General features: G+C 39.8%; 16 protein-coding genes. 6 read left to right on the forward strand and 10 right to left on the reverse strand.

Annotated elements, in window-relative coordinates; genetic code table 11:
- The first annotated feature begins 246 nt into the window (after positions 1-246).
- Positions 247-603, forward strand: coding sequence for a YajD family HNH nuclease (locus Q7657_RS15625; protein WP_008986913.1), 357 nt, complete (start codon positions 247-249; stop codon positions 601-603).
- 85 nt (positions 604-688) lie between these two features.
- Here Q7657_RS15625 and Q7657_RS15630 read toward each other — a convergent pair whose 3' ends face one another.
- Both Q7657_RS15630 and Q7657_RS15635 read right to left on the reverse strand, forming a co-directional pair.
- Entirely contained in the window at positions 689-1771 is a 1083-nt protein-coding gene (locus Q7657_RS15630) for a site-2 protease family protein (protein ID WP_107165175.1), read from the reverse strand.
- An 80-nt stretch (positions 1772-1851) separates the two neighbouring features.
- Entirely contained in the window at positions 1852-2145 is a 294-nt protein-coding gene (locus tag Q7657_RS15635) for a winged helix-turn-helix domain-containing protein (RefSeq protein WP_053988159.1), read from the reverse strand.
- A gap of 347 nt (positions 2146-2492) precedes the next feature.
- On the opposite strand from Q7657_RS15635, the gene Q7657_RS15640 reads away from it, so the two are divergent.
- Positions 2493-3425 (forward strand): LpxL/LpxP family Kdo(2)-lipid IV(A) lauroyl/palmitoleoyl acyltransferase, encoded by a 933-nt coding sequence (locus tag Q7657_RS15640; RefSeq protein ID WP_107165176.1) that lies wholly within the window; start codon positions 2493-2495, stop codon positions 3423-3425.
- Between the two features lie 270 nt (positions 3426-3695).
- On the forward strand, positions 3696-4628 hold the full coding sequence (gene lpxL, locus Q7657_RS15645; RefSeq protein ID WP_107165177.1) for an LpxL/LpxP family Kdo(2)-lipid IV(A) lauroyl/palmitoleoyl acyltransferase: 933 nt from the start codon (positions 3696-3698) through the stop codon (positions 4626-4628).
- A gap of 76 nt (positions 4629-4704) precedes the next feature.
- On the opposite strand, the gene Q7657_RS15650 is transcribed toward lpxL, so the two are convergent.
- From Q7657_RS15650 to Q7657_RS15670, 5 genes are all read right to left on the reverse strand, one after another.
- Positions 4705-5454: a DUF481 domain-containing protein gene (locus Q7657_RS15650; RefSeq protein ID WP_107165178.1), complete on the reverse strand. Its 750-nt coding sequence runs from the start codon at positions 5452-5454 to the stop codon at positions 4705-4707.
- A 103-nt stretch (positions 5455-5557) separates the two neighbouring features.
- Positions 5558-6196 (reverse strand): DNA-J related domain-containing protein, encoded by a 639-nt coding sequence (locus Q7657_RS15655; RefSeq protein ID WP_053988155.1) that lies wholly within the window; start codon positions 6194-6196, stop codon positions 5558-5560.
- A 141-nt stretch (positions 6197-6337) separates the two neighbouring features.
- The gene (locus Q7657_RS15660; RefSeq protein WP_107165179.1) at positions 6338-7627 is read right to left on the reverse strand and encodes an HAAAP family serine/threonine permease; all 1290 of its coding nucleotides are present in this window, start codon (positions 7625-7627) and stop codon (positions 6338-6340) included.
- Between the two features lie 590 nt (positions 7628-8217).
- Complete coding sequence (locus tag Q7657_RS15665) at positions 8218-8700, reverse strand: YajQ family cyclic di-GMP-binding protein (RefSeq protein WP_023932493.1); 483 nt, start codon at positions 8698-8700, stop codon at positions 8218-8220.
- Between the two features lie 146 nt (positions 8701-8846).
- The gene (locus tag Q7657_RS15670) at positions 8847-9905 is read right to left on the reverse strand and encodes a 3-deoxy-7-phosphoheptulonate synthase (RefSeq protein ID WP_107165180.1); all 1059 of its coding nucleotides are present in this window, start codon (positions 9903-9905) and stop codon (positions 8847-8849) included.
- A gap of 315 nt (positions 9906-10220) precedes the next feature.
- Here Q7657_RS15670 and Q7657_RS15675 point away from each other — a divergent pair, with 315 nt between their 5' ends.
- Entirely contained in the window at positions 10221-11108 is an 888-nt protein-coding gene (locus Q7657_RS15675; RefSeq protein ID WP_107165181.1) for a putative PEP-binding protein, read from the forward strand.
- Between the two features lie 95 nt (positions 11109-11203).
- Here Q7657_RS15675 and Q7657_RS15680 read toward each other — a convergent pair whose 3' ends face one another.
- The 3 genes from Q7657_RS15680 to cra form a co-directional block, all read right to left on the reverse strand.
- The gene (locus Q7657_RS15680; RefSeq protein ID WP_023932488.1) at positions 11204-11578 is read right to left on the reverse strand and encodes a hypothetical protein; all 375 of its coding nucleotides are present in this window, start codon (positions 11576-11578) and stop codon (positions 11204-11206) included.
- Between the two features lie 71 nt (positions 11579-11649).
- Positions 11650-12693, reverse strand: a complete 1044-nt coding sequence (locus Q7657_RS15685) for an FUSC family protein (protein WP_107165182.1) — start codon at positions 12691-12693, stop codon at positions 11650-11652.
- Positions 12694-12827: 134 nt separating this feature from the next.
- Positions 12828-13811 carry a catabolite repressor/activator gene (cra, locus tag Q7657_RS15690; RefSeq protein WP_107165183.1) on the reverse strand — a complete coding sequence of 328 codons (984 nt, stop codon included), beginning with the start codon at positions 13809-13811 and terminating at the stop codon, positions 12828-12830.
- 328 nt (positions 13812-14139) lie between these two features.
- Between cra and fruB the strand changes: the two genes are divergently transcribed.
- Both fruB and pfkB read left to right on the forward strand, forming a co-directional pair.
- On the forward strand, positions 14140-15258 hold the full coding sequence (fruB, locus tag Q7657_RS15695; protein ID WP_107165184.1) for a fused PTS fructose transporter subunit IIA/HPr protein: 1119 nt from the start codon (positions 14140-14142) through the stop codon (positions 15256-15258).
- Between the two features lie 25 nt (positions 15259-15283).
- A complete protein-coding gene (pfkB, locus tag Q7657_RS15700; RefSeq protein ID WP_107165213.1) occupies positions 15284-16222 on the forward strand; it encodes a 1-phosphofructokinase in 939 nt (312 codons plus the stop codon).
- Positions 16223-16250: the final 28 nt, after the last annotated feature.

The following is a 16250-nucleotide window of genomic DNA, read 5'->3' on the forward strand; positions in this document are numbered from 1 at the left end:
TAAATAGCAGTGTAGGCTATCCATTTGGCACAACCATGATCATCTTGCTCAGTGAAATGGGGGCAGTTAGTCGCGTTTACAAGCTAACTCTCTGTATTAAAAAGCGATGGATAAAAATCCGTAAACGATGTCATTAATCTGAAAATTAGTGCTTGATAAGGGGAGTTCGGTGGTGGTTCAATACGGCAAAATTGGTATTTAGACATAACTCAATATTGGTTGTTATGTTAGGAAATAGGTCAAGATATGTCATCTGATTACTACGGTACAAGTGCCGCTTATGCGCGTAAAGAAGCGGGTTACCGTGAAAAAGCATTGAAAATTTACCCATGGGTATGTGGTCGTTGTTCTCGTGAATTTGTTTATTCAAACTTACGTGAACTGACTGTTCATCACGTTGATCATGACCATACAAATAACCCTGAAGATGGCAGTAACTGGGAGCTTCTTTGTTTGTTCTGTCACGATCATGAGCATGAGAAATACACTGAAGCTGAAAATGGTCAAAGCAGTGTGATCCGTGCAGGTGAAGATGATCATCAAGCTGCTACCTTTAATCCATTTGCTGATTTAAAAGCAATGATGGAAAAAGGAAAGAAATAACGCTTATTGTGTTATTAGTTAAAAAAGGGACGATAAGCGTCCCTTTTTTGTTATTTGGTGTTTTGATACCCATTATTTAGGGTTATTAAGTACCTAGAATTTGCAGTGGCAAACTGAGCAGCGTGTCGCCTGTGCCTGCAAAGTACCAAATAATCCCCATCAGTGAGGCAACTAAGCCCACATACCAGACGAAAGAGAATATTTGACCATAGCGATCAAGTGGTAATAAGTGGCTATGATGGCGTTGTTTCCATTCAAAGATGATCTCAATACAGCCCATGATCAGTAAGAAGCCAAATAAGGTTAAGCCAAGAGAATAGCTTAATACCACGCCACCAATAGCAGCGCCGGCACACAGCACAATACCTAACTTACTGTTCATGGAAAAGCTAATACTTTTAAGTACATGACCACCATCAAGAGGCAGAATTGGTAGTAAGTTAAACAGGTTTAATAGGGCGTTGAATACTGCAAGCCCAGCAAAGAACATTTCACCTGTGATCCAATATGCCACCATACAGATCAGTGACATGATCAAACCAAATAGGGGGCCCATAATCGAGATCACCACATCTTGCCAACGGGTATTTATTTTCTCGTCACTGAGTGCCAAACCGCCTAAAAATGGAATTAAGTAAATGCCTTTGGTTTTCATACCAAAGTATTTCATTGCACGTACATGTCCATATTCATGGAACATTAAACAAGCGATCAGAGCGAGGGCAAATTGGAACGAGAACAACCATGAATAAGCAGCAAGACTGGCTGATGCTAATACTACTTTGATTAATTTGGCACTTTTTAAGGTTTTCATGCCCAAAGAGATCAAGCCAATTAAACTAAAACGTTTTTCTGCCACAATCGGTGTATGTGGTACCTGACGTTCTATGTCTTTTTCGTTACGTTCACCTTGGGCAATGATTTGGTTATTCACTTGCGCTTGATAGCTGATCAAAAACGGTTGCCATGTTAAGTTACCAGAGAGCTGACACTCAATGATTTTCTCACCATTTTGTAATTCAAATTGATGATGGAAATCGTTGTCATCGGAAGCTGTGGCGTCTTTTTGTGATACAAGTGTGTTGTCCCAAAACAGTTGTTGCCAGCCAGCAAGTGAACCTTCTAAACGTAAAGGCTTACCTAAAAAATCTACTTCAAGAAGTTGCAAAGTTTTACCTGTATAGCTAAGGGCGAATAAGCGAATTATACGAAAATAATCGCAATGAGATAGCGTGAATGTGTAACCAGTTATGGATAATCTAGCGCTGATTTTATTTGTTCAATATTGGTGTTAACCCATTGTTTATCAATAGCTCCCCACTGTTCAATGTGATAATGACCTGAGTGATTACGTTCACCTTGGGTTTGTTTGAAAGAACAAATAATATCGAGCTCAGCAAGGTTTTTAATGGTGTCTTGCGCTGTACGTCGGGGCATACCCGAATGCTTGATAATAGCGGGTACGTTATCGATGCCATTTTCGATTAAATATGCCACGTAAAGACGGCGATAAAAGCTGGATTTGGTTTTGCTGATGTCCATATCGTTCCCTATTTATATTGTTTATCTATAACTTTTTCATTAGAAATAATCAGAGTATTATTAAAATAGAATATTTTCGTTTGATAATGTAATGAATTGTAACTTAAATTAATAATAATTATAGGATTTATGAATTAAAAATGGGTCATAAAAATCACGTTTTTAATAATGAATTAAAACTTAATCTACAGAATTTAAGACTAATATCTAAAAACAGTAAGAAATGGCAGTAATTAACATTATTTAACTAGGGAATAGATGTTAAAACAATTATTATGCAGGCTGTTAATTATTAGGCTTGCTCTTGTCGTCAATTGGAGATGATAGCTGGCACTTAGGCGCTATACATGACTCAACGAAATAAACCGACGTTCACATTATCTCTTCTGCATCCTCGTTATTGGGGAACACTATTATTGATTGGCTTAATGTATCTATTGAGTTGTCTTCCGTATTCTTGGCAAGTTGTGTTAGGTAAAAATATTGGTCGTTTAGCGATCAAATTAATGAAAAAACGTCGTCGTACCATTGAGCGTAATTTAGATCTTTGTTTTCCAGCGATGTCTGAAGAAGATAAACAAATTCTGATTAAAGAAAACATCGATAATACTGGGATGGCATTGTTCGAAACAGGAATGGCGTGGTTTTGGTCAGATGCCCGTGTAAATCGTCACGTTACCATTGTTGGACTTGAGCAGATGGAAGCCTTAGCCAAAGAAGGAAAAGGCGCATTAATGGTAGCGGTGCATTCTATGAATCTTGAATTAGGTGCGCGTGCATTTGGGATCAAAATGTCAGGGATGGGTGTGTATCGTCCTAACAATAACCCTTGTTTTGATTATTTTCAGTACTTAGGTCGTTCTCGTTCAAACCGTACTTTGATTGATCGTAAAGACGTAAAAGCCATGCTACATGCTCTGCGCACTGGTGAGCGTGTATGGTATGCACCGGATCATGATTATGGTCGTCGTCGTTCAACCTTTGCGCCCTTATTTGCGGTAGAGCAGGCTTGTACTACAACGGGTACCAGTTTGCTGGTGGATAATACCGATTGTGCGATTGTGCCTTTTACTATGGTGCGAGATGAAAAAGGGCATTACACCTTAACATTACGCAAGCCTGTGGAAGGGTTTCCTAAAAATGATCCAGATGCGGCAGCCGTGTTTATCAATAAAATTGTTGAAGAGTCAATTATGGCTGCACCGAGTCAATATATGTGGCTTCATCGCCGCTTTAAAACGCGCCCTGAAGGACAAGCGTGTTTGTATCAAAATAGTTAAAACAAAAGCTGTAATTCATACAATTTATTCTATTTATGTTTAACTTAGCCCGTCACTGTACGGGCTTTTTCTTGCCTATTTCGATACTTTTGACCTTATAAGTAAAGCTTAATGAAAGCTGTATGGCATAGATCGTCGTCACGGTTAGACTTGCAACGTATACGATACTCAACATAAAATACTGTTACTAACTGCTTAGAAATCCTATCAATATTATTAGAATTAACAACACTCTAAGCGGCTTTAAAATGTAACGGGATCATTTTTGCTATGAAAAAATTCACAGCGCCAACTTTTAAAAAAGAATTTTTACACCCTAAATACTGGCCTGTTTTATTACTAATGGGCGTAATGTATTTAATTAGCTGGCTGCCATATTTTATTCAGTTTCGCTTAGGCCAAGGTGTTGGTCGTTTAGCGATGCACTTTATGAAAAGTCGTCGTCAAACCATAGAGCGAAATCTTGAGTTGTGTTTCCCTGAAATGGAAGAGTCAGATCGTCAAGCGTTGATTAAAGAAAATATCGATAATACAGGTTTAGCCTTGTTTGAAACGGGTATGGCATGGTTTTGGCCGGATCTACGGGTTGAACGTCATGTAACGGTTGAAGGCTTAGAGCATGTTTATAAACTGCAAGAGCAGGGTAAAGGTATTCTGTTAATTGCCATTCACTCTATGAATCTTGAGTTAGGTGCGCGTGCGTTTGGTATGCAAACACCGGGTGTAGGTGTATACCGTCCGAATAACAATCCATGTTTTGATTTTTTCCAGTTTAAAGGTCGTATTCGTTCAAATAAGCATATGCGCGATCGTAAAGATCTTAAGGGTATGTTCCGTGATTTAAAGAAAGGTGAAATGCTTTGGTATGCACCGGATCATGATTATGGCCGCGGTCGAAATTCAACATTTGCGCCATTATTTGCGGTAGAAAAAGCCTGTACAACAACAGGTACTAGTTTACTGGTAGATAGTACAGGTGCAGTGCCACTGCCTTTTGCGATGATCCGTAATAGTGATAGTGGACAATATACTTTGAAAATTTTCCCACCATTGGAAGCATTTCCGCATAAAGATTCAGACGCAGCAGCGGCTTATATTAATAAAGCGGTTGAACGTTCGATCTTAGAAGCACCATCACAATACATGTGGTTACATCGTCGTTTTAAAACACGTCCCGAAGGTGAACCTTCGTTATATAACTAATATTGTCAACAAATAAAACAGCCGAATATATTGATTATATTCGGCTGTTTTATTGATTAAACTATCTATTTTATAATTAGAAATCGTAAGTAATGCTCACTGTACTGTAGATTTCATCATTACTCTTATCACTTGCCACTTCGGTATTGTAGATATATTGGGTATCTATCATTAGTGCCACATTATCGATTAAACGGTTTTTAATATAGGCTTTAATATCGTATGTGGTATTTGCACTACCGTAGTCAATATTACTGTCAAAACCTGCAGAAAAGGTTGGAGTAAAATCTTTCTTTCCACGGATAAACGCATTGGCAATCACGTTTCTTTCTCTTTGGTTCGGATAATCAGGATCGGTACTTTGGCGTTTGCTCCAGCGGTAACCAGGACCACCACCAACCACTAACTTAGTCGTTTTTGTATCGTAAAATTTATAACCCAAACCCGTTGAAACAATGTATTCACTACGATAGGTACCAAATTGATCATGGTTATAAGTATTACTTAAATACGTAAACGCATGTGGACCCATCGCATATTCATTATTGAGGTTAACTTGGTATTTGTTTACGCCGTCTTCTTCTTCCGTACTGTCGGTATAGTATGAACTGAGGGCTAATTTATTTGACCAGTTATTTTTGTTGTAACGTAGCTCTGTTGCAGAGTTAAGCGACATGGATGTTTTGGTGGTTTTTGAATAAATAAAACCCAGTTTTGCTGAACCATCAAATGCCGATTTTTCTTCTTCTGTTGTTGGTGCATCCGTTGCAGCTAAAGCAGTGTGACACAAGATGCCTGTAAGCGGGAGTAAGAGGTATTGTTTCATTGTCTCGCAGCCAAAGTAAGAATTCGCTGAGCAATGTAGGGGAGCTTGGTTATTATAATGTCAGGATTTTGTGATAGCTGTGTGCGAAATATAATATTAATGATTAATAGTTCAGGCTGGGATTTTTCAAGTGATTGATTAAGCGCTGATTTGCGTTATACAGCTGTTTAAACTTCTCACTATCGCCATTTTCTCGATCTGGATGCCATTTTAAGGCTAAACGTCGCCATTGCTTACGAACCTCTGGTAATGAGGCAGTGTTTGGTAGTTCAAAGAGGGCGAAATCATCATCAATTGAAAGGTATTGAATAGTCTCTGATTCATTATTGATATGCTGTTGGTATCGCTTCCAAAAAGAGCGCAATAACGACTCAATTGCGTCTTCATCAGCATGGTAATTATGCCAATCTAAATAATATTCGCGCAACGGATCAGGTTTTTCTAAGTGATGGCTTTGATAAACAATATTAAGTAATTGAATATCCATAGCTTCAACTTGTAGCCATTGTTTAGGAAATAGCAAAATTTGCAATTGATAGAGGGCATTCATTAATAGGAAATTACGTTTAAAAAGATCTTTATTGCTATCAGCATCAAGAGTATCGAGCATCTTTTTATCACGTAATGTTTGGCTCAATGTGTGGATCATCCAGCCTTTGGGCTGGTGTTGCAGCAAAGACAAAATTGGCCAAATCAATGGATTCTCATGCTCAAGCTGGATATCTGCAGGCTGATGATTCATTGGCTATCCATTATCTAAGTGATTTATTTATGAATGACTTAAGATTAATGTAGCAAATTTTTTACAATAAACAGAGTACAGAAGTAGGAAAAAACAAAAAAGGCTAGCACATGGCTAGCCTTTTAACTCATTGTTTATTCTTTACATAAACAGAGAGTAGAAGATTGCAGAGATAGAAATTAGACCAATCACTGTTACAAAAACGTTGCTGATTGCGCCAGAGTATTTCTTCATTGCTGGTACTTTCTTGATTGCGTACATTGGCATAATAAATAGCAACATCGCAATAATAGGGCCACCAAGGCTTTCAATCATACCTAGGATGCTTGGGTTTAGTGTCGCTACAGCCCAAGTTGTTACTAGCATGAAGATTGCTGTAAAGCGGTTAAGTGCCTTGTTTGAAATCTCTTTGTTCTTATCACGTGCAACTTTGATCACTAGACCGTTTAGACCTTCACTTGCACCTAAGTAGTGACCAAGGAAAGACTTAGTAATAGCAATAATTGCAACAATAGGTGCTACGTAAGCAATAACTGGTGTATCGAAGTGGTTCGCTAGGTAAGTTAGGATCGATACGTTGTTCGCTTTTGCTTCTGCTAGGTTTTCAGGTGATAGACTGAATACACAGCTGAATACGAAGAACATTACAGTTAATACCATCATGATGTGCGCACGAGCAAGGATACGTGAACTTTGACGCTCTGCGTTTTCGCCGTACTCTTTTTGCGTTGCAACCGCAAATGATGAAATCACTGGTGAGTGGTTAAATGAGAATACCATTACCGGCAGAATTAACCATACCGCTAGCATTACAGCGTTCATGCCGCCATCTGCTGGGATCACATCGTGGAAAATGGCATCATTCCAGTAAGGAACAAGGTAGAGCGCCAGCATCAGTAGTACTGCCACGAATGGGAATACTAAGATACTCATTGCTTTAACAATAAGTTGCTCACCTAAACGTACGATTGCCATTAAGCCAAGGATCAATACTAGTGCAAGGATCGCACGTGCTGGCGGCTCGATACCAAGCTGGTTTAGCATGAAGCTTTCAACAGTGTTTGTTAATGCAACACTGTAAACCAACAGAATAGGGTAGATAGCAAAGAAATAAAGTAAAGTGATCACTTTACCCATGCCTTTACCAAAGTGCTCTTCAACAACTTCAGTAATATCAGCACCCGGGTTAGAGCTTGATAGTACAAAACGTGTCATTGCACGGTGAGCAAAGAACGTCATAGGGAATGCTAGCACTGCCATTACGATTAATGGAATTAAGCCGCCAACACCCGCATTAATTGGTAGGAATAGTGTACCTGCACCTACGGCAGTACCGTATAGGCCAAGCATCCATAATGTGTCGCTTTTTTTCCACCCTAACTTTGTGCTTTGTGCTGAAGTCGTCGCTGTTGATTTTTGTGCGGTGCCCATAATGGACATCTCCTTTATAAGTATCGTGTTTAACTTTCAAAGGGCTGAGTTATTGGTTCGTCCTTGGTCGCAAATGCGAAGAGCAACAGATAAAGCTTCAGTAATAGAAGTGGGAACGTGCGTGTTGATGGTGAAATACGATATTTAATAAAATATGTATTGGATGACAGGTCCGTCGTCAATCAGTGTTTCCTTGCTGACATCAAGCAAGTTGTATCAATCTCTGCTGTGAGTCTCTCTTATAATAACCTTGTAAATTGTGCCCCTATGGAAGAGCGCGCATTATAGGGGAAAAATTCGTGGTTCAACAATTTTTGCAGAGAAAAAAAATGCGTTTGCTTATAAAGCATACAAGAGGGTTAACGTCTTATTAATAACATTATTATGAGGTGAGAATGATGGGATTTTTATGTAATAAAACTGTATAAATTAGTTGAAATATGCAATTTGTATGACTAAAAAGCATTTTAAACTATATTTTGAATAATACATCTAGAGTATATTTTTTACAATATTATTTTAATGCACGCAAAAAAAGTTTAAAAAAAAGGAAGGCACTAAGCCTTCCTTTTTTGCGCAATATAAAAAGATTAATCGCGGAAATTGTCGAACTGGAATGGTTGACCTAGTTCTTGTTCACGTACAAGCGCCATTGTTGCTTGTAGATCGTCACGCTTCTTACCAGTAACACGTAGTTTGTCACCTTGGATAGAAACTTGAACTTTCAATTTCGCATCTTTAATGGCTTTAACTAATTTCTTAGCGTTTGTACCTTCAACACCTTGCTTGAATTCGATGTTTTGAGATGCAGTTTTGCCAGAGAAAGTCACTGCTTTACGCTCAAGTGCGTTCGCGTCAACGCCACGTTTAGCTAGGTTATTACGTAAAATTGCAACAATTTGGTCTACTTGGAATTCAGACTCAGATGTGATTTTTACGATTTCTTTGTTTAATTCAATGCTTGATTCAACATTACGGAAGTCGAAACGCGTATCTAGTTCACGCTTTGAGTTATCTACCGCATTTTTGATTTCTACTGAATCTACTTCTGAAACAATATCAAAAGATGGCATGTTTATGGCCTCTTATCTTAAGTCTAGGGGAGTGATTCCCATCTACATATAACACGTATAGTATACCGTTTATTAAAATAGGAGAAGATGATTTGCTTCTCCTAACGTTCGGTATATTAAAACATCAAATTGTTTTCATTGATATTTTAGCTCTGTGCTGATTTTACTGCATCCGCTAACATATCCAGCATCTTCACTGTATCGTTCCAATCAATACATGGATCGGTGATCGACTTACCGTACACCAAGTCATCAAGTTTGTTGTCGATAACCGCTTGATTGCCTTCTTCTATAAAGCTTTCAGCCATGATACCCGCAATAGATTGGCTACCATTTTTGATTTGCTCACAAATATCAGCAGCGACATCTAATTGGCGCTTGTGCTGTTTTTGACAGTTACCGTGACTGAAATCGACAATTAAACGTTGTGGTAAGTCAAATTCAGCCAGTGCATCACACGCATTGGCAATATCATCTGCGTGGTAATTTGGCATTTTGCCGCCACGTAAAATGATATGACCATACGGATTACCTGATGTGCGATAAATGGTCATTTGGCCATTTTTGGCAGGAGAGCAGAAAAGGTGAGAAGCACGGGTTGCACGGATCGCATCAATCGCAATTTTAGTATTACCGTCAGTACCATTTTTGAAACCAACAGGGCAGGACAATGCTGATGCCATTTCACGGTGGATCTGAGATTCTGTTGTACGGGCACCAATTGCACCCCAACTAATAAGATCAGCCAAGTATTGACCCGTGATCATATCGAGAAACTCAGTCGCTGTCGGTAAACCTAAAGTATTAATATCAACAAGCAACTTACGGGCTTTTTTCAAGCCAGCGGCTAAATCTAAACTACCATCTAAATGAGGGTCGGATACTAAACCTTTCCAGCCAACAACAGTACGTGGCTTTTCGAAATAGGTACGCATCACAATTAGCAACTGGTCTTTATATGTTTCTTGTACAGCAACAAGGCGCTTCGCGTAATCAACAGCTGCATCGGTATCATGAATAGAACATGGACCGACAACGACAAGTAAGCGGGAATCTTTGCCCGTTAAAATTGCTTCGATTTGTTTACGAGCATGATCAACATGCGCAGCAATTTCATCTGTCATTGGTGATGTAGCTTCAATTTCAGCTGGAGTTGGCATTAAGCCCAAACTCACGGTGCGAAGTTCATCTGTTTTCATTGGCATAATATGTTTGCCTACCTTGGGTATATCTGTAATAACCTCGGTAAGATAGCCCAAAAATCGATTTTAATAAACCAAACTTGTGATATAGCGTAGGTTTTAGTTGCGATCGTAACAAGATTTTACAACCGCTGATGATTTTCTCGTCAAGAATACGATGAGATGAAAACTGTGATGGATATGAATGAGTTATGCTTTATTTCTTGCCTCTCAATTCAACACAAAGTAAGGTCGATAAACAGTAATCGTGTTTAACCGCTCAAATTGTATGAGCAATGTTAAGCGCTTTTCTCATTAACAAGGAAGTATTGGTGCTTTATGACAACTGAAAATGAATTAACGTTAACAGCGCTGTTAACGTCATCAGTGCAGCTGACTGGGCTAGAAAGCGGGGAGATTGGTTTGGTATCACTCGACGATCTGATTGCGCATAACATGGGGATTCACCCTTGTGCTGTCACAAAGCCAGAATCATTATCGCCACAAGCGAAACTCGCTTTTCTTGAGGCAATTGATGCTTCAGACGATCAAACACCATTAGCTGAGTTATTCGTTGCTAAACTTAGCCAGCTATTAATTGAAGCCGCTGCGAAACAAGGCGATGCGCCATTAAAAGTGCGTTTAACCAGTGATGATTCATATGCGCGTAGTCACCTGCTAGGGGCAGAAGTTGAAGCGGAAGAGATTAACCCAGTGATGGGGCTTCGTGGCGCTTCACGTTTAGGTCATGCTGATTTTCGTAAATCCTTTGAATTAGAGTGTGAAGCGATTAAGCGTGCCCGATTAGATGCGAAAAATATCGAACTAGTTGTGCCGTTTGTGCGTACCTTTAGTGAAGCTGCAACCGTGATTGATTTGCTGGCAGAGCAGGGGTTATGTCGTGGTGCGGATGGACTTAAAGTCTCTATGATGTGTAGCGTTCCTGCTAATGCATTGCTTGCTGAAACCTTCTTACAATATTTCGATGGTTTTGTTATTGATATTGAGCAGTTAGCGCAATTCACATTAGGCTTAGATATTGATAGTACATCATTACACTACATGCCTGATGCGCAAAATGAAGCATTATTGCAGTTGGTGAAAATGTTATTGAATGCGGTGGAAAGCTCACATAAACCTTGTTTGGTTTACAGTCGTTTTATTGAAGATGCCCCGCGTTTACGTGCTTGGCTACAAGATCAAGGCGTGAGCCAAGTGATCAGCTAGATCTTGATTTAAAAATGATTGATACAAAAACGGCATGATGTTGTTCATTTAACTGAATACATCATGCCGTTTTTATTGGTGTTTTAAGCGACTTATTAACCTTGCTCTTTCATTGCAGAGACCACAGATGGATCATTAATGAGGTTAAACAGCATGCTTTTCGCTGAAGCACGTTGTGCATCGGATAATACTTTTTTCGGGTTATCACGGTGTAGCGTGATAATGCTTTTCACAAACTTGCTATTCGTGCCTGATAGTTCGTAAACATAGCGTAACGTATCAAGCAGCTCTTTTTGTGGCAGGCTATATACCGCCATTTCACAACTTAACCCATCCATTGCAAGGAAGTTATTCACTTTCTCTCTTAATTCAGCATCAAACTTTGCTTTGGCTTCATAGCCATCAATTAAAGCTTGTACTCTATCGGCGATGGCTACAGGTACTTCCATTGTTTTTGTTTTTTGAGTCATTGCAGATTCTCCCGAGATGGCTGTCATGTTTATAAATCAGTAACCAATACATTAACGATATAATGCTTCAATTACAAAGACGATAAAGCTTTATATTTCGTCTTTTGGATAAGTTGTAGCTGAACAATCAATTCATCTAAGCGATAGACTAACTGTCTGGTTAACCATAGATAACCATAAGGCCCTAATAAAATCGAGTCTTTGGGTTGTGGAATTTGTAACGCCATTTCTTTAAGTTGATGAACATCAGGCAGATCTAACGTTGTCTCATTGTGATCGGCGAGCTGATTTAAAATATGGACAATTTGTTGCTGATAAGCCTTAAGCCCTGTTTGTGCTAACAATTGGCGACGACCAATATCAGAGCTCCAATGGGTTTCTATTAACTGTTCAATCAAACTGATCATCGAGCTTTGAATCGTTACAATGGCTTTATAGTGACCTGCGGATTTCTTATTTTCTTTTTGCACATTGGGCAGCAAACTCACCATTTGGATTTGGCGTTCATTTACCTGTGATTTAATACGAGCCAAAATTTTAATGCTAGGAATATGAGCAGAAGCATGCGCTTGGTATAGCTGACGTAAATCATGCAGATTGTTATTAAACAGTTGATCCCATTGATATTGAGCTCGAATTGGGAACAGCATGGAAAATGCCATAGCGATCAAGCTACCAATAATAATGTTGGTGACTCGCCACATCGCTACAGAGACTTCTTGCTCGCTGTTACCTTGGTACGCCACGATGATCAGCGTCATCACCGCTAAGAAAAAGATGTAAGTATTTTTTCCGTGAGATTTCATGGACAGTAAAAAAGACCATACAAGAATCCATACGGGGACAAAATCCGTCAAACTTTGAGGAAAAAATACCGTTACTAAACCTAATGTTGCGCCAAGCAGTGTACCGCCAACACGCTGGAAACCTTTTTGTTTGATCACGCCAGCATAAGGCTGCATTAATACTACAGCGACTGTAACAGGTCCCCACATTGAATGAGGAACGGGGACGAAAGTGTAAAACACAAGGCTAAAAGCGATCGCAAGTGTGACACGAAGAGCGTGTGCAAACTGCGCGTGGGTCAGCAGTAAAAGTTTTAACCGTGAATACATAACGTGCCATATAAGTGGATGATAACGTGACGTAATTATGCGACTTAAATCACACTTCATCCACCAGTTTATTGGCTATAGGTATCGAAATATTAAGGAATTCGTCAGATATGTGATGACACACCTTTGAAAACTTATCGGCAGATCAGCTTTCTTGGGATCACTTCGACGCCTTGTTGATAATCTCCTTTAATTGCCGATAAAGCGAGCTGTAACGCACAATCAGCGATAAGATCAAACTGTTGTGGTAATGATTGAATCTTATTCGGCAGAAAATCTAATAATCGGTTATCACCAAAGGTCGCTAAATAAGTTTTTGCCATTATTTCTGGGTGCTTGAGTAAGCAATCCAAAATCCCTTCAAAAAGTGTATAAGAAGTGGCAAGCACGGCTTGTGGGAAAACACCGTCCTGAATCCATTGTTCAGCTATTTGCGCCCCATGTTGCTGGCTAAATTGTTCACCATAACTGATCTGCACTTGGTTATTTTTATTACTATTCATTAATGCTGAATGAAAACCTTGTTCACGCTCTTTGGATACTCCAAGATCCGGTACTGCGCCAATTAAACCAATTGATGAAATAGGCTGAGAGAGCAGGGCCTTAGTAAGCGCGTAAGCACCTTCAAGATCCTCACTGATCACCGAGGCGAAATATTCATCATCTAAAGCACGGTCAATCGCAATAACAGGTGTACCTTTAGCTTGGACTTGTCGGTAGAAATCATTGTCTGCTGGCAGTGAGCTTGCCACGATCAGTGCATCAAGTTTACGACTGAGTAAGATCGTTGCCACACTCACTTCTGTATCAGGATCGTCATCAGTACAGGAAATAATCACTTGGTAACCCGCTTTACGGGCATTGAGCTCCAATAATTTAGCAATTTTGGCATAACTGCTGTTTTCAAGATCTGGAATGATCAAGCCTAAAGATTGGCTACTACCGGCACGAAGAGAAGAGGCGGCATGGTTAGGGCGATAGTTGTGAGCATTAACGACAGCAAGCACTTTTTGCTGTGTTTTTTCGCTAATACGATATTGCTCAGCCTTACCATTGATAATGTAGCTTGCTGTGGTTCTGGAGACACCTGCAAGTTTTGCGATTTCATTTAATGTCATTAGTTAATCATTCTATTTAAGCACTGAAATTTGGTGCACTACGCCACAAAGTACCCATTTATAGCGTTAACCTATATTCCTTAATTGCGATTTGAAGCCAATTTGTGCGCTTCATCATAGATCCAGTGATTACCTCGTTAGGATCAATTGCAATATTAGCTGAAACGATTCAGTATGCAAGCTGAAAGGTTTCAGTAGAGTGTATAAGCAAATGTAGCTGAATGATTGTACTGAAACTTTTAATTTGACTAGTTGCTGAAACGATTCAGCTTTAAGCAACTAGTCAGTAAAATAATTAAGCAAAGATTCGATAAGCTCGGAGAAAAAGATGCTGTCATTAACTCAACATGATATTGCTTTGCGAAAATCGGCAAACAATAAACAAGATGCAATTAAAGCACTTGCTGCAGATCTAGAGGCTGAAGGGCTAGTACGCACTGGTTATGTGAATGGGATGCTAACCCGTGAATCGCAAAATTCGACTTACCTAGGCAATGGTATTGCGATCCCGCATGGCACAACAGATACTCGCGAATTGGTGAATAAAACAGGGGTAAAAGTTCATCAATACCCACAAGGTGTCAATTGGGGTAATGGTCAAACCGTCTATCTTGCAATTGGTATCGCCGCTAAATCTGATGAACACCTATCAATTCTAAAGCAATTAACCAAAGTGCTTTCTGCTGATGGTATTGAAGAGAAGCTAAAACATTGTGATAGCGCAGATCAGGTAATTGCCATTTTAATGGGTGCTGAGCAATCAGAAGCAGAATGTAATAGTCAGTTAATCTTAAAAGATTTTCCGGTAAGCGATGTATTGCAGTTAAGTGCTGTTGCCGCGGGTTTAATTAAGCAGCAAGGCTTTGCTGACAAGCAGATGGTAGCTGACGTTATTAGTAAAGAGCCAAGTTACCTAGGTCAGGGCTTATGGCTAATAAGCAGTGATCAACAGGTTGAACGTACAGCTATTGCGGTTGTTACGCCAGCACAAGCGTTTGAATATCAATCTCAGCCGGTAAAAGGTTTGATTGTTATCGCTGCTGCAAATAGCAGTTATGTTGCAAATATCGAGCTTCTTACGTCGCTGATCTTTAACAATAAAATTGAGGCATTTCTTGCTTCAAGTGCAGAGCAAATGTGTAACGCACTAACCCAAGTACAACTAGATGGTAAAACCGCTGTTTTCACGATTAAAAATCCACACGGTTTACACGCACGTCCTGGGGCAATGTTAGTGAATACCACCAAGCAATTTGATGCTGATATTCAAGTATTAAACTTATCGAACCAAGGTAAATCCGTGAATGCTAAAAGTTTGATGAAAGTGATTGGTCTTGGCGTGAAATGTGGAAATGAACTGCAATTTACTGCAAGTGGTAGTGATGCTGAAGAGGCACTAGCTGCAATTGGTCAAGCTATTGCTGATGGCTTAGGTGAGAAACTGTAAGGCTTACAGAATGATGAAAAATACAATGAATAATCCTGCAGTTAACGTTGTCACTGTGACATTAAATCCTGCTTTAGATCTTACCGGTCATTTATCAACACTCACTGCAGGTACGGTGAATGTGGTTAATAAAGGCTCACTTCATCCAGCGGGAAAAGGGGTCAACGTTGCTAAGGTACTGGCTGAATTAGGTGCAGAGGTAACAGTGACAGGGTTACTTGGTACAGATAATCAAGAAGGCTTTTGTCAGCTATTTGAACAAATTGGTGTTACCGATAAGTTTGTTCGTGTGGCGGGTGCGACAAGAATCAACGTTAAGCTAGTTGAACAAGACGGGCGTGTAAGTGATATCAACTTCCCGGGTGTTAGCGTAACGCATGATGATATTGCGCAGTTTGAAGCAACCTTATTTGAGCTAGCTGAGAGTCACGATGTCTTTGTGCTTGCAGGCAGCCTACCGCGCGGTATTTCACCACAGCAATGTGCGTTATGGATTGAAAAACTGCAACAGCTTGGTAAACAAGTATTGTTTGATAGCAGTAAAGCGGCATTTGAAGTCGGACTCGAAGCTAAACCTTGGCTGGTTAAACCAAATGATGAGGAGCTAGCTGAGTGGGCGAAACGAGAATTAGTGTCTGAAAGTGACATCATCGAAGTTGCGGAGCAATTATCAGATAAACAGATCGATAATGTTGTTGTGTCATTGGGTGCTAACGGTGTGATGTGGCGAGACAGTGAAGGTTGGCTACGTGCTAAACCACCAAAAATGACCGTAGTGAGCACTGTTGGTGCGGGCGATACATTAGTTGCTGGAATGTGTTGGGGACACCTAAATGGTTGGAATAAAGCTAAAACCTTAAGTTTTGCTACTGCGCTTTCTGCCTACGCTGTTACCCAAGTAGGTGTTGGTGTAGATGATTTAGCGGCTGTAAAAAACATAGAAGATAGCGTTCAACTTTCATAAGAGCGCAACAATAACGTCGACAGTGTAG

This window comes from Candidatus Photobacterium acropomis (assembly GCF_030685555.1).
GTDB lineage: Bacteria > Pseudomonadota > Gammaproteobacteria > Enterobacterales > Vibrionaceae > Photobacterium > Photobacterium lucens.

Excerpts from the sequence above, each read along its gene's own strand:
- Q7657_RS15625 (WP_008986913.1), top strand. The coding sequence starts at position 247 with ATGTCATCTGATTACTACGGTACAAGTGCCGCTTATGCGCGTAAAGAA.
- Q7657_RS15635 (WP_053988159.1), bottom strand. The coding sequence starts at position 2,145 with ATGGACATCAGCAAAACCAAATCCAGCTTTTATCGCCGTCTTTACGTG.
- Q7657_RS15640 (WP_107165176.1), top strand. The coding sequence starts at position 2,493 with ATGACTCAACGAAATAAACCGACGTTCACATTATCTCTTCTGCATCCT.
- lpxL (WP_107165177.1), top strand. The coding sequence starts at position 3,696 with ATGAAAAAATTCACAGCGCCAACTTTTAAAAAAGAATTTTTACACCCT.
- Q7657_RS15650 (WP_107165178.1), bottom strand. The coding sequence starts at position 5,454 with ATGAAACAATACCTCTTACTCCCGCTTACAGGCATCTTGTGTCACACT.
- Q7657_RS15655 (WP_053988155.1), bottom strand. The coding sequence starts at position 6,196 with ATGAATCATCAGCCTGCAGATATCCAGCTTGAGCATGAGAATCCATTG.
- Q7657_RS15660 (WP_107165179.1), bottom strand. The coding sequence starts at position 7,627 with ATGGGCACCGCACAAAAATCAACAGCGACGACTTCAGCACAAAGCACA.
- Q7657_RS15665 (WP_023932493.1), bottom strand. The coding sequence starts at position 8,700 with ATGCCATCTTTTGATATTGTTTCAGAAGTAGATTCAGTAGAAATCAAA.
- Q7657_RS15670 (WP_107165180.1), bottom strand. The coding sequence starts at position 9,905 with ATGCCAATGAAAACAGATGAACTTCGCACCGTGAGTTTGGGCTTAATG.
- Q7657_RS15675 (WP_107165181.1), top strand. The coding sequence starts at position 10,221 with ATGACAACTGAAAATGAATTAACGTTAACAGCGCTGTTAACGTCATCA.
- Q7657_RS15680 (WP_023932488.1), bottom strand. The coding sequence starts at position 11,578 with ATGACTCAAAAAACAAAAACAATGGAAGTACCTGTAGCCATCGCCGAT.
- Q7657_RS15685 (WP_107165182.1), bottom strand. The coding sequence starts at position 12,693 with ATGTATTCACGGTTAAAACTTTTACTGCTGACCCACGCGCAGTTTGCA.
- cra (WP_107165183.1), bottom strand. The coding sequence starts at position 13,811 with ATGACATTAAATGAAATCGCAAAACTTGCAGGTGTCTCCAGAACCACA.
- fruB (WP_107165184.1), top strand. The coding sequence starts at position 14,140 with ATGCTGTCATTAACTCAACATGATATTGCTTTGCGAAAATCGGCAAAC.
- pfkB (WP_107165213.1), top strand. The coding sequence starts at position 15,284 with ATGAATAATCCTGCAGTTAACGTTGTCACTGTGACATTAAATCCTGCT.